This is a genomic window from Amycolatopsis orientalis DSM 40040 = KCTC 9412, from assembly GCF_000478275.1.
Lineage (GTDB): Bacteria > Actinomycetota > Actinomycetes > Mycobacteriales > Pseudonocardiaceae > Amycolatopsis > Amycolatopsis orientalis.
In genome coordinates, this window is sequence record NZ_ASJB01000097.1 from 110359 (window position 1) to 124826 (window position 14468).

Here is a 14468-nt window from a genome sequence, read left to right on the forward strand (position 1 = left end):
GCGCAACTACCGCATCCAGAGGACGAAACGCATGGGGTCAGAAGCCGGCGGCGGCGCGCTGGGCGGGCAGGCGCCGGGTGGTGATCCCGCGCAGCACCTCGACGCGGTCCGAACCCGGCCGCCCGAGCACCCAGCTGGACCCCGGCACCTCCTTGGCGCGCTTCTTCAACGGCGCCAACAGCCGGGAAGCGTCCTTATAGGACCGGATCGCGCCGTTGCCGCACACCAGGGTCGCGAGCGACACCGTCACCGGCATCCCGTCGGCCGACCACGGGGTGTCCAGCAGCGCGGCGGCGACCGTGCCGATCTCGTCGACGTCGCACGCGATCAGGAAATCGTCCCCGCCGACGTGGCTGACGCGCATCCGCCGCAGCCGGGACTCCAGATCGGTGAGCGTCCGGCCGAGGGTGCGGATCAGGTCGTCGCCCGCGGCGAACCCGGCGGTGTCGTTCACCGTCTTGAACGAGTCGACGTCCAGCCAGGCCGCGACGAACGGTTCCCGCGCGTTGATCCGGCGGTCGACGTCCCTGGCGACGGCGTCGCTGCCGGGCAGCCGCGTCAGCGGGCTCAGCGACACGGCTTCCTCGACCTTCGCCTCCGCCACCCCGCGGACGACCTCGGTCACCAGCACCACGCCGAGGCAGCGGCCGCGATCGTCGACCACCACGACGTCGTCACCGGTGCGGCCCCAGTCCGCGTCGGTGACCAGTTCCAGGAATTCGAGCGCGCTGGCGTCCACGTGGATGGTGTGCGGGGCGTCGGCGAGCCGCGAGGCGGGACGCTTGGCGTGCAGGGCGTGGCCGTACATCCCGGTGACCGACACCAGGAACCGCGTCCGGTCGACCGACCACTGTGGCCGGTGCCGGTCGTCGATGCCGACGACGCCGCTGGGCCCGTCGGCCGCGGCCAGCACCTCGCGGACGTCGTCGCAGGTGGCGTCCTCCGGCAGCGTGGTCGCGGGCCGCAGGAAGTCGCCGACGCGGCGGGCGCGGGCGGTCCCGGGGATGAACGGGCCCGGCGCGTCCGGGGCGGGCAGCGGCGCGTGGTTGCCGTCCGGCGGGGCGAGCAGGTTGCCCTGCGCGATCCGCACGCCGAGCCGCCGCGCGGACTCCAGCTGCTCGGTGGTTTCGAGGCCGGTCGCGACCAGCCGGTTGTCGGTGCGTGACGCGAAATGCAGCACCGCCTCGACCACCGCGACGGCGGCCGGATCGTGCGGCAGGCCGCGCAGCACGCTGCGGTCCAGTTTCACCAGGTCGATCGGCGCGGAGGCGAGCAGCGTGAGCGGGAGGTCGCCGCGGCCGAGGCCGTCGAGCGCGAGCCGGAAGCCGAGGTCGGTGAGCCGCCGCATCCCGGTGAGCAGCTGGTCGGCGGGGACCTGGGAGAACGGCGGCCCGATCTCCAGCACGACGTCCCTGGTCCGGCGGCCCGCGAGGCCGAGTGCGTCGGTGAGCGGGTCGAACTCCGGCGGCGGCGCGGCCACGGTCCTGGCGGACAGGTTCAGGTGCAGGGGGAGGGTGTTCTGCGGATCTTTCTGCTGGCGCACGGCTTCGGCGGCCAGGCCGATGTCGACCTCGGCCAGCTTGCCGCTGCGCCGCGCGTCGGCGAGCAGTTCGTGCGCGGTGCCGCGTCCCGGCCGCGCCAGTGCTTCGAACGCGACGACGCCACCGGTGTGCAGGCTGTACAACGGCTGGTAAGCGAAGCGGACCGCGATCTGCAACGTCACAATCGCATGTTCGCTGGTGACGGTCCGAAACGAAACACGTGTCGACTGATGTTCATCGGGAAGGCACCGGGGTTACCCGGAACGGAGCAATCCGCGGGGCCCATGCCACCCGATCAGGTGTTTTCTCACCGGCCAAGGCGCCATCCGGAAAAGTACCGTCATCGCTTCGGTGGTACGTGGCAGGTCTTCGCGACCCGATGTGAACGCTCGTTGCAGCTCGGCAGGGAGTGAGAAGAACAGCTCGAAGAACGCCGGGACCAGCTCCGGCGGCATCCCGCAGAGGGCGCGCAGCCCATGCCGCCGCAGGCCGTGGACGGCGCGGGCCGAGGACGGCCAGAGCGCGCGGTGCGCGGCAGCCGCGGCCTCGGCGGGACCTCGCTCCCAGGTACGGGCGACCGCGTCGGCGACAGGCTCCGCCAGCCGCACCGACGTCGCCACGCTGTACCCCGTCGCCGGATGCGTCAGCCCGGCGGCGGCACCGAACGGCACCGTCCGCCCGCGCCGGGGCACCGGCACGTCGAGCACGATCCGGACGCGTTCCTCGCGACCATGGGGAGTCAGCCCGGCGGCCGCCAGCCGGGCGCGCAGCCGGGCCGCCAGCAGCCCCAGCGGCAGGCCGGGCCTGCGGGCCAGCGACGTCTCCTCGACCAGGACCGTGCCGTCGCCGAGCGGCAGCACGTACAGGAACCCGGACTCGGCCGACCGCCAGTCCATGAACACCGCGGTGTCCGGGCTGTCCACCAGCCGCAGCGCGTCCTCGGCGGGGAGGACGGCGCCGAAGGCCGTCTGCTCGTACCGGTCGCCCCGGAGCCGGGCGCCGGAGGCGTCGAAGTACAGGCCGGCCGCGAGGACCCGGCCGTCCTCCAGCCGCACCGAGGAGCCCTGCCGGCCGTGGTCCACACCGGACACCGTTCCCCGGACGACGTCGTAGCCGCCGGTCAGCCACGTACGCAGGCCGGCGTTGTCCAGCACGAGGTACTGGCGTTCGAGGACGTGCGGCCCGGTGCCGAAGGCGAGCGTGGTCGAAGGCGCGCAGGCGACGACGCTCTCGGGCAGTGATGGCAGTTCGTCGGCCCACAGCCCGTAGGTCGCCCGCCAGCGCCTCTCCGGCGCGGGGTCGATCAGGACCGTCGCCAGGCCACGTCGCGCGCAGGCACGCGCCAGCGCGCGCCCCGCCGGGCCGCCGCCCGCGATCACCACGTCCGCCACCTGGGCAGTGTCCCAAAGCGCGCTTTCGGATTTCCGTCCGCAGGTAACTCATCATGCCGCCGCGACGGATACGGTGTGACGCATGGAACAGACGGATCCACGGACGTGGCGGCGCGAACCGGAGAGCGCGAGCGCCGGGTTCAGCGATCTCGCCACGAGCCCGTTCCGGATCGACAGGGACCGCATCGCGGCGTCGCCGTTCTTCGCGCGGCTCGGCGGGGTGACCCAGGTGGTCAGCGCCGGGGGCGCCGGGCTGCTGCACAACCGGCTCACGCACAGCCTCAAGGTCGCTCAGGTCGCCCGCGCGATCGCCGAACGGATCAACTCCACCAGCGACTCCGCCGAACTCGCCGCGAAACTGGGCGGCTGCGACCCGGACGTCGCCGAGGCCGCCGCGCTCGCGCACGATCTGGGGCATCCGCCGTTCGGTCACCTCGGCGAGCAGACCCTGGACCGCATCGCCCGGCACCGGTTCGGCCTCGCCGACGGCTTCGAGGGCAACGCGCAGTCGTTCCGGATCATCACCACGACCGACGTGCGGGGCCCGTCCGCCTCCGGGCTCGACCTCACCACGGCCGTGCGCGCCGCGGTGCTGAAGTACCCGTGGGCCCGGCTGCACGTGCCCGACCCGCATCCGACGTCGATGGCCGTCCAGCCGCGCGGCGCCGCCGAACCGGCCGACGCCCCCGGCACCGGCGCGAGCAAGTTCTCCGCCTACAGCACCGAACTCGACGACTTCGTCCAGGCGCGGGCGCCGTTCGAGGGCCGGATCGAACCCTGGCAGCAGACCGTCGAAGCGTCCGTGATGGACACCGCCGACGACATCGCCTACGCCATCCACGATCTCCAGGACTTTCACCGGATCGGGGTCCTGCAGCACGCGCCGGTCGCCGCCGAGTTCACCGGCTGGGTCGATCACGCGCTGGACCTGGCCGCCCTGGACGACGCGACCCTGACCGCCGAACGGCGGCTGCCCGGCCGTTCGCTGGAGCGGCTGCGCCGCCGGATGCACGCCAAGGACGGCTGGATCGTCGACGACGACGCCTTCACCAGCGCCGTCGCCCGTGTCCGCGCCGAACTCGTCGACGGCCTGCTGGCCACCGGTTTCGACGGGTCCATCGAGGCGGAGCAGGCCACCGCCGCCTTCTCGGCGAAATGGACCGCGCGGCTCGTCGACGGCGTCCAGGTGGTGGCCTCGCCCTCGACCCGGACGGGGCATCTCACGCTGCGGCCCGCGCAGTGGCACGAGGTCCAGGTGCTGAAGTTCGTGCACCGCCGGTTCGTCCTGCTGCGCCCCGAACTGGCGCTGCACCAACGCGGACAGGCGAGCCTGGTGACCACGCTGGTCGACGCGCTCGACGCGTGGCTGCTCGACCGCGACGAGTTCTACCGGCTGCCGCGGCGGCTGCACGATCTGATGGAACTGGCGCAGTCGGAGTTCTCCGCGCTCGCGCGGACGTCACCGGAACTGCTCATCGGGGCGACCGGGGAACCGGTCACCGGTGCGGACGCCGTACGCGGGCTGGCGCGCGGGCGCGCGGTTGTCGACTTCGTGGCGTCGCTGACCGACAAGCAGGCGGTGACGCTTCTGGACGGGCTGTCCGGTCGTGCTTCGCAGCCTTGGTCGGACTCCTTCGTACTTTGAGCGTTAGGCCTCGTGAGTGGTAATGACGGTTCTAACCGTTACTGCCACTCACGAGAATTACGCTGAACGGCCTACGAGCTGCGGCCATGAACGGAAATTCTCTTTCCGAAGTCACTCGAACGGCTCCTGCCGCCGGTGCACGCCCGGTACTTAGCTTGATCCAGCCGGTGATCGCCGGCGTCGGTCAGCGTGAGTCGGGGCACGCGCCTAGGAATCGGAGGCGCACGTGCGTCCAACCCGTTCTAACAGGAGAAGAAGAACGATCCTGACCGCGGGCACCGCGGCCCTCGTCACCGCGCTCGGCCTGGTCGGCCCGCCCGTCGCGGCGGCCGAGCCCGGCCAGACCCCGGACGCGTTCTCGGAGAACACCGTCCGGCAGATCGAGGCCCTGCAGTCGGTCAAGAAGAGCCAGAGCGCCACGGAGTCCAAAGTGGACAGCCGGTTGCTCGTCGAACAGAAGATCCGCGCACAGCGCATGTCGGCCTCCGCGGTTCCCGCACTGGGGTCTGGGGCGATGGTCTCCGCGGCCGGCACCGTACTCGTGGACATCCGGGGCCAGGTCTCGGAAGAACTCCTCAAGAGCCTGCGTGAATCCGGTGCGGGGATTCGCGCGGTCTCGGCCCGCTACGGCAGCGTCCGCGCCGAGGTCCCGCTGAACGCGCTCTCCACGATCGCCGGCCGCGCCGACGTCAAGAAGGTCGAAACCGCCAACGAGGCGTTCACCGCCCGTCAGCTCGCCGAACCCGCCACCGCGGGCGAGCAGGGGGACCGGGAGACCAAGGAACAGAAGGCCGTCCGGATCGCGGACGAGCTGAAGAAGGCCGTCGAGGCCAAGGGCCAGCCCGGGATCGCCGCCGGACCGGTGAACAGCGAAGGCGACCGCGCCCACAACGCCGACACCGCGCGCCAGCAGTTCGGCGTCACCGGCGTCGGCACCAAGATCTGCGCGCTGTCCGACGGCGTCGACTCGCTCGCGACCTCGCAGGCCCGGGGCGAACTCCCGGCAGGCGTCGACGTCATCCCCGGCCAGGAGGGCGACGGCGACGAGGGCACCGCGATGCTCGAGATCATCCACGATCTCGCGCCGAACGCGTCGCTCGGTTTCGCCAGCGCGTTCAACTCCGACGCCAGTTTCGCCGACAACATCCGGAAACTGCGCTTCGACGCGAGCTGCGACATCATCGTCGACGACGTCCTGTACTTCAAGGAATCCCCGTTCCAGGACTGGATCATCGCCCAGGCCGTGAACGACGTGACCGCCGACGGCGCGCTGTACTTCTCCTCGGCCGGTAACGAGGGCAACGTCGCCAACGGCACCTCGGGTCACTGGGAAGGCGACTTCGTCGATTCCGGCAAGGGCGTCGGCAAGTTCGCCGGTGTCGCGCACAACTTCGCCGGTGCCGCGGGCAACCAGATCTTCCAGCCGATGTCGAGCGCGTCGCCCGGCGTACCGGTCACGCTGTTCTGGTCGGACCCGCTGGGCCGCTCGGCCAACGACTACGACCTGTACCTGCTGAACGCGGCGGGCAACGTCGTCGACTTCAGCCAGGACAACCAGACCGGCACCCAGGACCCGTACGAGCGGGTGGACACCACGGGCGGCGCCGGTCTGCGGCTGGCCATCGTCAAGTTCTCCGGTGAGGGTCGCTACCTGTCGCTGTCCGCGCTGCGTGGCCGCTTCTCCGATTCGGCCGACGGTCTCAAGGCCTACACCACCCCCGGCGTGACCGTCGGGCATTCCGCCGCGCGGGACGCGTTCAGCGTCGCGGCGGCACCGGCGGCCAAGGCGTTCCCGCGGGCCCTCGAACCGAACGACCCGGCCAACCCGGCCGGCCCGTTCCCCGGCGCGTTCAGCGCGGCGTCCAAGGTCGAACGGTTCACTTCGGACGGACCGCGGCGGATGTTCTACCAGGCCGACGGCACCCCGATCACCCCGGGGAACGTGTCCGGGACCGGTGGTGAGGTCCGCGCCAAGCCGGACATCACCGCGGCCGACGGCGTCTCCACCAGCGTCACCGGCTTCACCACGTTCTACGGCACGTCGGCCGCCGCGCCGCACGCCGCCGCGATCGCGGGCCTGGTGCTCTCGGGCAACCCGGGGCTGCCCCCGGCCGAGGTGCGCGCGGCGCTGATCAACACCGCCGTCGACATCCTGACCCCGGGTCGCGACAACCCCAGCGGCGCCGGTGTCATCCTCGCCGACAAGGTCCTCGCCTACACCGGTGCCAGCCCGCAGCCGCTCGCGACCGCGGGTCAGCCGACGGTCACCCCGGCCGACGGCGGTTCCGCGCTCGACCCGGGCGACACGGCCAAGGTGACCCTGCCGGTGACCAACCGGGGCGACGGCACGGCGACCTCGACCAGCGTCGTGCTCACCAGCCCGACCCCCGGCGTCACGGTGGCGCCGCGGGCGAAGTCGTACGGCACGATCAGCCCCGGCCAGACCGGGGTCAACGACTTCACCATCACCGTTCCCACCACCCAGGAACTGGGCGTGCCGGTGGTGCTGAACGCCCGGGTGACGTTCGCGGGCTCGTTCTCGCCGACCACGTCGACGTTCTCGCTGCCGGTCGGCACCCCGTCGCCGGTGACGCGGAACTTCGCCTACGCCGGTGCCCCGGTGGCTATCCCGGACAGCGACCCGACCGGCGTGACCGTGCCGATCGCGGTGAGCGGTGTCGGGCGCGCGTCGAAACTGACGTTCTCGGTGGACGGGGCCACGTGCAACACCGACCAGACGTCGGAAACGGTGGGCATCAACCACTCCTACGTCGGTGACCTGGTCGGCACGCTGACCGCGCCCTCGGGCGCCAAGGCGACCGTGTTCCAGCGCAACGGCGCTTCGGGCAACAACCTGTGCCAGGTCGTCTTCGCCGACAACGCGGCCACTCCGTTCAGTTCGGTGACGGCGTCGAACGCGCCCTTCACCGGAACTTACAAGCCGGCGCAGGCCCTCGGCGGCCTGACCTCCGGTACGGCCGCCGACGGCACCTGGACGTTCACCGCGACGGACGTCGCCGGGGGCGACACCGGTTCGATCCGCTCGGTTTCCTTGCACATCAACGGTTTCGTTCAGCCCGGTGTGGCGGAACGGCCCGCCGGTGTCGGCAAGTCCGTCGGGCGCGGGCCGGTGAAGCCGGTCTAGCAAGGCGTCGAGCTACAGGGGGTCGTGAGTGGCAAGTGCCGTTAGAACGGCACTTGCCACTCACGACCCGCGCGACGGTCCCGCACCGGCACGTACCTTGGGCACATGGCGAGGGAGCGGCAGGTGGCGGGCGGAGGCCGGGCGGTCGAGGTCGCCCCGGACCGCCTCGAAGGCTGGTATGCCCGGTTCGCCGTGCGCAACGACGGCATCCGCTCGACGGAGATAACGCCGGACACCGTCACGGTCACCGCGGACAACGGCGTCGTCGCCGTGGCGAAGGTCCCCTTCGGCCCGCTCCCGGTAGAAGCCGTGACCGTGGACGGACTCGCCATCGCCCCGCTCGTCGACCACGCGCTGATCTCCCGCCGGATCGCGCTCCTGCTGGTCCGCCGCGGCGGGCACAGCGTCGGGATCGCGCGCGGGGGAGTGGTCGTCCAGTCCAGGACCGACCGGCATCTCGTGCAAGGCCGGTCCGCGGCGGGTGGCTGGTCGCAACAACGCTTCGCCCGGCGCAGGGAAGGACAGGCGCGCACCGCACTCCGTTCCGCCGCCGAGGACGCGTTCGAGGTGCTCGTGCCCCAACTGTCCGAAGTGGACGCTGTCGTGCTCGGCGGTGACCGCCGGGCCTTGGAAACACTGCGCGAGGACAGGCGGCTGGCCCCGTTGTTCGCCCGCGCGGAGCCCCGCGTCCTCGACATCGCCGAGCCCCGGCGCACGGTGCTCGACGACGCGGCCGAACGCGCCATCGCGGTCGAAATCACCCTGTCCGGGCCGTGACGTCGGGCACGGTCGGATAAAACCGCTCGACAGCGGCCCGTACACTGATCGCGTGGACATCCTCTTGGAGTGAGCTCCCCGCCGGCCGTCGGCCGGCGGGTCGAAGCTGTCCACTCATCCACCCCCTGTACCGGGAGTTCCCGTGATCACGGCCTCTGGCCTGCAGCTGCGCGCTGGTTCGCGCATTCTGCTCGACAACACCAACGTCCGCATCCAGCAGGGCGACCGCATCGGCCTGGTCGGCCGTAACGGCGCCGGCAAGACCACTTCTCTCAAGGTGCTGGCGGGGGAGGGCGAGCCGTACGCCGGCGAGGTCCGCCGCAGCGGCGAGCTCGGCTACCTGCCGCAGGATCCGCGCGAAGGCGACCTGTCCGTCACCGCGAAGGATCGCGTGCTCTCCGCGCGCGGCCTCGACACGTTGCTGCGCAACATGGAAAAGGCGCAGACCGCGATGTCGGAACTCGTGGACGAGAAGGAACGCGACAAGGCGGTCAACCGCTACAGCCGTCTCGAAGAGCGCTTCGCGTCCCTCGGTGGTTACGCCGCCGAGAGCGAGGCGGCGCGGATCTGTTCCAACCTCGGCCTCGCCGACCGCGTGCTCGCGCAGACGCTGCAGACGCTCTCCGGTGGTCAGCGCCGCCGCGTGGAGCTGGCCCGGATCCTGTTCGCCGCCGCCGAGGCGGGCGCGGGCGGCAAATCCGAGACGATCCTGCTGCTCGACGAGCCCACCAACCACCTCGACGCCGACTCCATCAACTGGCTGCGCGGGTTCCTGAAGCAGCACGACGGCGGTCTCGTGGTGATCAGCCACGACGTCGAACTGCTCGCGGACGTGGTCAACAAGGTGTGGTTCCTCGACGCGACCCGCGGCGAGCTGGACCTGTACAACATGGGCTGGCAGCGCTATCTCGACGCGCGCGCCACCGACGAGAAGCGCCGCCGCCGCGAGCGCGCGAACGCCGAGAAGAAGGCGTCCGCGCTTCAGCAGCAGGCCGCGAAACTCGGTGCCAAGGCGACGAAGGCGGTGGCCGCCAAGAACATGGCGCGCCGCGCCGAGCAGATGCTCGCCTCGCTCGACGAGACCCGGCAGGCCGACAAGGTCGCCCGGATCAAGTTCCCCGAACCCGCCCCGTGCGGCCGGACGCCGCTCACCGCGGAGGGGCTTTCGAAGTCCTACGGTTCGCTCGAGATCTTCACCGGCGTCGACCTCGCGATCGATCGCGGTTCGAAGGTCGTCGTACTGGGATTGAACGGCGCGGGAAAGACGACTTTGCTCCGGCTGCTCGGCGGAATGGAAACTCCGGATACCGGCGAGACCATTCCGGGTCACGGATTGCGTTTGGGCTATTACGCACAGGAGCATGAAACGCTCGACCATGATGCTTCCGTGTGGGAAAATATCCGTCACCTCGCGCCGGACACCGGTGCGCAGGAGTTGCGGAACCTGCTGGGTTCGTTCCTCTTCACCGGGGAGCAGCTCGATCAGCCCGCCGGCACCCTCTCCGGCGGTGAGAAGACAAGGCTCGCGCTCGCCGGACTGGTGTCCAGCGCTGCCAACGTTTTGCTGCTCGACGAGCCGACGAACAACCTGGACCCGGCCAGCCGTGCCCAGGTCCTGGACGCCTTGCGCAGTTTCGCCGGAGCCGTCGTCCTGGTGACGCACGACCCGGGCGCGGTCGAGGCGCTGGAGCCGGAACGCGTGATCCTGCTGCCGGACGGAACCGAGGACCATTGGTCCGCCGATTATCTGGAACTTGTCCAGCTTGCGTGAGGTCTGCGTCCGTTCGGGTGCTTGATCGATGCCATCCGGCCACTGAAATGGCCCAATGTGATCGCGGTTTCAGCAGTTTTGCGCTCGTCGTCTGGCATTCCGGCGCTCAGTGTTCGATCATTGCGGCGACAGGGGCCGTTATGTGGCCCAGAACACTCTCGGCGGGAAGGCGATCGACGTGGCTGATCTCAAGAAAGGCGCGCGGATCACCGGCAACACGCGTGACAAGCTGGCCGCTGACCTCAAGAAGAAATACGAGAAGGGTTCGAGCATCCGCGCCCTCGCGGAGTCCACGGGCCGCTCGTACGGCTTCGTGCACCGGGTCCTCTCGGAGTCCGGCGTTCAGCTGCGGGGCCGTGGTGGTGCCACCAGGGTCAAGAAGAAGTAGTCACGAAGAAGTAGCGGACTGCTGCGCGGGGGGCGCAGTTCCCTTCTCCGGGACCGCTGTTTCCGAGGATTCACCGGCGGCGAACACCAGCCTGGCACCGAGCAGGATCAGCGGATACACCAGGTAGCCGTACCTCGTCGCCGGGGTGAGCAGGATCAACGCGCCGAGCCCGACGGCCATGCGCAGAAGCGCGTCCGAACCGGTCGCGGGGGGCCGGCGCACCAGCCAGACCAGGATGGCGACGGCCGCGATCCCGAGCAGGGCGAAGGAAAACGCGGTTCCGACGGGGCCGAGCGAGGCGATGAGATGACCGGGCAGCGGGCTCGCCGCCGGTGACTTGATCACGCCCAGTCCCAGTGGGAACCGGAAGACGTGCTCGACGAACGCTTTCGGGTCCACGAGATAGACCGGTACATGCAGGACCAGGGTCGTCACCACGAGTGCCGCGGCGAATCCGCCCAGTGCGCGAGGACCACGCCGCGTGAGCAGCAGGACACCCAGCACCACCGCCGCGGGCGCGACGATGAGTTTCGCGCTGATCACCAAGGCCAGCACGAGACCCGAGACGAGCGGGCGGCCGCTCGCCGCCAGCGCGAAGGACAGCACGAGCAGCCCGGCGATGGCCAGATCCGGTCCGGCGACGGCCCAGGTCAGCGCGGTCAGCGGGCAGGCGAGGGCGAGTTGTGCGGCGCTCACCGGGATTTTCGGCCACTTCAGCAGCCGCAGTGTCAGCAGTACACAGGCGACGGCCGCCAGCGCGAACATCCAGCGCGCGTCGGTGAGGGCGTCGGCCACCGGTCCGCCGCCCAGTAGCGCGCGCGGCAGACCGAAGACGGTCATCACCGGACCGTATGGCGTGTAATCGTTTACTTCCGCCGCGCGGCCGAGCGCGGTGACGTCGACGTACGGGGTTCCGTTCTCCAGAAGGAGTTTCGCCGACCGTTCGATGACCCAGACCTCGGGCTGGGCGGCCCAGGAGTTCGGCGTGATCAGCCAGTCCACTCCGGTCAGACGGCGAATGACGAGCATTCCCAACGGAAGGATCATCGCGAACAACCCGATGGCGCCGATACCGATCCACCGCGAGCCGAGCACGCCGGACGGCCGCGCGCCGCGCCGGGTGGCGATCGCCAGCCAGGTGGTGTGGACCACGGCGAGCCCGTACCCCGCCACCGCGAAATTCGCCCACACGCGGTAGCCGTAGAACTCCGCCACGGCCGTGTTCACCACGGCGAAGACGAGGCAGCCCGTGTAGAAGACCAGGTCTATGGTCAGTCGTCGCCGGTCCGGGTCCTTGGTCACCGGCTCAGGCTACCGACGCGGCCACGTCCGCCGGAAAGAGGACGCGGAAACCGGGAAGTATCCGGTGTGCTGCGGTGTTGGTGCTGGTTATATCCGGAAATAATCTCGACCAAGGTCGAGGTTTACTGGGGGCGAGGAGAAGGATCCCATGGACAACACGTGGTCGCTGATGAGCTCGGCGATGAAGTCGGCCGACGTTCCGAAGGGGCTGCACAAGGGGACGCTCCGCCGCGTCGCGCGGTTCGCCAGGCCGCATTGGCGGAGGCTGCTGATATTCCTGGTGCTCACCGTCGTGTCGGCGGTGCTGGCGGTGAGCACGCCGGTGCTGGCCGGGAAGGTGGTCGACGCGATCGTCGGCGGGCACGACACCGCGCTGGTGGTGTGGCTGGCCGTGGTGATCGCCGCGCTGGCGCTGATCGACGCCGGACTCGGGCTGGCGGAACGGGCGCAGTCGTCGAGGATCGGTGAGGGGATCATCCTCGACCTGCGGGTCGCGGTGTACCGGCATGTGCAGCGGATGCCGGTCGCGTTCTTCACCCGGACCCGCACCGGCGCGCTGGTGAGCAGGCTCAACAACGACGTCATCGGCGCGCAGCGCACCTTCACCGCGACACTGTCCGGTTTGGTCACCAACGTGATCCAGCTGGCCCTGTCGCTGGTGGTCATGATGACGCTGTCCTGGCAGGTCACCCTGCTGGCGCTGGTGCTGCTGCCGGTGTTCATCCTGCCGACGCGGCGGCTCGGCAGGCGGATGGCCACGCTGCAGCGGGAGGCCGGTCAGCTCAACGCGTCGATGACCACGCAGATGACCGAACGGTTCTCCGCTCCCGGTGCGACGCTGGTGAAGCTCTTCGGCGATCCGGACCGGGAAGTGGGCGACTTCGGCGCGCGGGCCGGGCGGGTGCGTGACATCGGGGTGCGGACGGCGATGCTGACGCGCTGGTTCCTGACCAGCCTCACCACCGTTTCCGCGCTCGCGCAGGCGCTGGTCTACGGCCTCGGCGGCTACCTCGCGCTGACCGGGGCGCTCGCGCCGGGCACCGTCGTGGCGCTGGCGTTGCTGCTGACCAGGCTGTACTCGCCGCTGACCGCGCTGGCGAACGTCCGGGTGGACGCGATGACCGCGCTGGTGTCGTTCGAGCGGGTCTTCGAGGTGCTCGACCTCAAGCCGATGATCGAGGAGAAGCCCGCCCCGCGCGCGCTGCCCGAAGGCCCGGTTTCGGTGGAGTTCTCCGACGTGCGGTTCGGGTACCCCGCGGCCGACCGGTACTCGCTGGCGTCGCTGGAGGATGTGTCCACTTTGGACCACCGGGGTGGCGAGGAGGTGCTGCACGGCATCAGCTTCCGTGCCGAACCCGGGCAGATGGTGGCATTGGTCGGTTCTTCCGGCGCGGGCAAGTCGACGATCGCCTCGCTGTTGCCGCGGCTCTACGACGCCGACGCCGGATCGGTCCGCTTGTCCGATGTGGACGTTCGCGAGCTGAGTTTCGCCTCGCTGCGGGAAACCGTCGGGGTGGTGACCCAGGACGGGCACCTCTTCCACGAGACGATCCGGGCCAACCTCGAATACGCGCGGCCCGGCGTCACCGACGACGAGATCTGGTCGGCGCTGGAGCGCGCGCGGCTGGCCGAGCTGATCCGGGAACTGCCGGACGGGCTGGAAACCGTGGTGGGGGAGCGGGGCTACCGGCTCTCCGGCGGCGAACGGCAGCGGCTGACCATCGCCCGGCTCCTGCTGGCGCAGCCGCGGGTCGTCGTCCTCGACGAGGCGACGGCGCATCTGGACTCGCAGTCGGAGGCGGCCGTCGGCGAGGCACTGACCGACGCGCTGGAAGGGCGGACCGCGCTGGTCATCGCCCACCGGCTGTCGACCGTGCGGGCGGCGGACCAGATCCTGGTCGTCGAACACGGGGAGATCGTCGAGCGGGGAACGCACGAGGAACTCCTCGCGCTGGACGGGCGCTACGCGACGCTGTACCTGACTCAGTTCTCGGAGGAACCCGCGGCCGCGTGACCCCGGTCGTGAGTGGTAATGACGGTTCTAACCGTCATTACCACTCACGAGCGTTCGGGCCGATGCTCACCGCGCCGGGCGGTCCAGGCCGGTGAGCCGGACGACGACCGCGAAGCCGTCGTCGGTACCCGGCCAATGCGCGCGGACGGCGTCCAGGCCGGCGCGGCGCACCACCCCGCGCAGGACCGCGGTGACGATGATCGCGTCGTCCGCGTAGCCCAGCACCGGGATGAAGTCCGGGATCACGTCGAGCGGCAGGGCGAGGTAGGCGAGCAGCAGGCCCAGCCGGATCCGCACCCCGCGCGGCAAGGACCTGTCGGCCGCGAGGCGCCGGACCAGGCGCAGTACGTCCGGCAGCAGCCGAAGCGCCTCCCGCAGCAAGCCGCCGCGGGGCCGGACGATGGCCAGCACGACGACCAGGACGACCCACGTCAGCAGCAGGGCGGCGCCCACGCCGATCAGCAGGTCCACCCCCACGAGCCGGTCATGGGAGC

At 70.5% G+C, this 14468-nt stretch carries 10 protein-coding genes; 6 read left to right on the plus strand and 4 right to left on the minus strand.

All coding sequences use genetic code 11. From position 1 onward, the window contains the following. Nucleotides 1-37: 37 nt before the first annotated feature. The gene (locus tag L324_RS39145) at nucleotides 38-1723 is read right to left on the minus strand and encodes a GGDEF domain-containing protein (protein ID WP_037321045.1); all 1686 of its coding nucleotides are present in this window, start codon (nucleotides 1721-1723) and stop codon (nucleotides 38-40) included. 72 nt (nucleotides 1724-1795) lie between these two features. Continuing rightward, nucleotides 1796-2932, minus strand: coding sequence for a lycopene cyclase family protein (locus tag L324_RS39150; RefSeq protein ID WP_037321049.1), 1137 nt, complete (start codon nucleotides 2930-2932; stop codon nucleotides 1796-1798). Between the two features lie 82 nt (nucleotides 2933-3014). On the opposite strand from L324_RS39150, the gene L324_RS39155 reads away from it, so the two are divergent. The 5 genes from L324_RS39155 to L324_RS39175 all read left to right on the plus strand — a co-directional run bounded on the left by L324_RS39155 (nucleotide 3015) and on the right by L324_RS39175 (nucleotide 10658). Next, nucleotides 3015-4577, plus strand: coding sequence for a deoxyguanosinetriphosphate triphosphohydrolase family protein (locus tag L324_RS39155; RefSeq protein WP_037321053.1), 1563 nt, complete (start codon nucleotides 3015-3017; stop codon nucleotides 4575-4577). A 262-nt stretch (nucleotides 4578-4839) separates the two neighbouring features. Continuing rightward, nucleotides 4840-7722: a S8 family serine peptidase gene (locus L324_RS39160; RefSeq protein WP_037321186.1), complete on the plus strand. Its 2883-nt coding sequence runs from the start codon at nucleotides 4840-4842 to the stop codon at nucleotides 7720-7722. 105 nt (nucleotides 7723-7827) lie between these two features. Continuing rightward, nucleotides 7828-8499 carry an acVLRF1 family peptidyl-tRNA hydrolase gene (locus L324_RS39165; RefSeq protein ID WP_037321057.1) on the plus strand — a complete coding sequence of 224 codons (672 nt, stop codon included), beginning with the start codon at nucleotides 7828-7830 and terminating at the stop codon, nucleotides 8497-8499. A 142-nt stretch (nucleotides 8500-8641) separates the two neighbouring features. Then, entirely contained in the window at nucleotides 8642-10270 is a 1629-nt protein-coding gene (locus tag L324_RS39170) for an ABC-F family ATP-binding cassette domain-containing protein (protein WP_037321059.1), read from the plus strand. A gap of 178 nt (nucleotides 10271-10448) precedes the next feature. Beyond that, nucleotides 10449-10658 carry a helix-turn-helix domain-containing protein gene (locus L324_RS39175; protein WP_003071237.1) on the plus strand — a complete coding sequence of 70 codons (210 nt, stop codon included), beginning with the start codon at nucleotides 10449-10451 and terminating at the stop codon, nucleotides 10656-10658. Here L324_RS39175 and L324_RS39180 read toward each other — a convergent pair whose 3' ends face one another. Beyond that, nucleotides 10659-11960, minus strand: a complete 1302-nt coding sequence (locus L324_RS39180; RefSeq protein ID WP_037321062.1) for a glycosyltransferase 87 family protein — start codon at nucleotides 11958-11960, stop codon at nucleotides 10659-10661. A 148-nt stretch (nucleotides 11961-12108) separates the two neighbouring features. Here L324_RS39180 and L324_RS39185 point away from each other — a divergent pair, with 148 nt between their 5' ends. After that, entirely contained in the window at nucleotides 12109-13974 is a 1866-nt protein-coding gene (locus tag L324_RS39185) for an ABC transporter ATP-binding protein (protein ID WP_037321064.1), read from the plus strand. A 66-nt stretch (nucleotides 13975-14040) separates the two neighbouring features. On the opposite strand, the gene L324_RS39190 is transcribed toward L324_RS39185, so the two are convergent. Then, nucleotides 14041-14451 (minus strand): YkvA family protein, encoded by a 411-nt coding sequence (locus L324_RS39190; protein ID WP_037321066.1) that lies wholly within the window; start codon nucleotides 14449-14451, stop codon nucleotides 14041-14043. Between the last annotated feature and the right edge of the window lie 17 nt (nucleotides 14452-14468).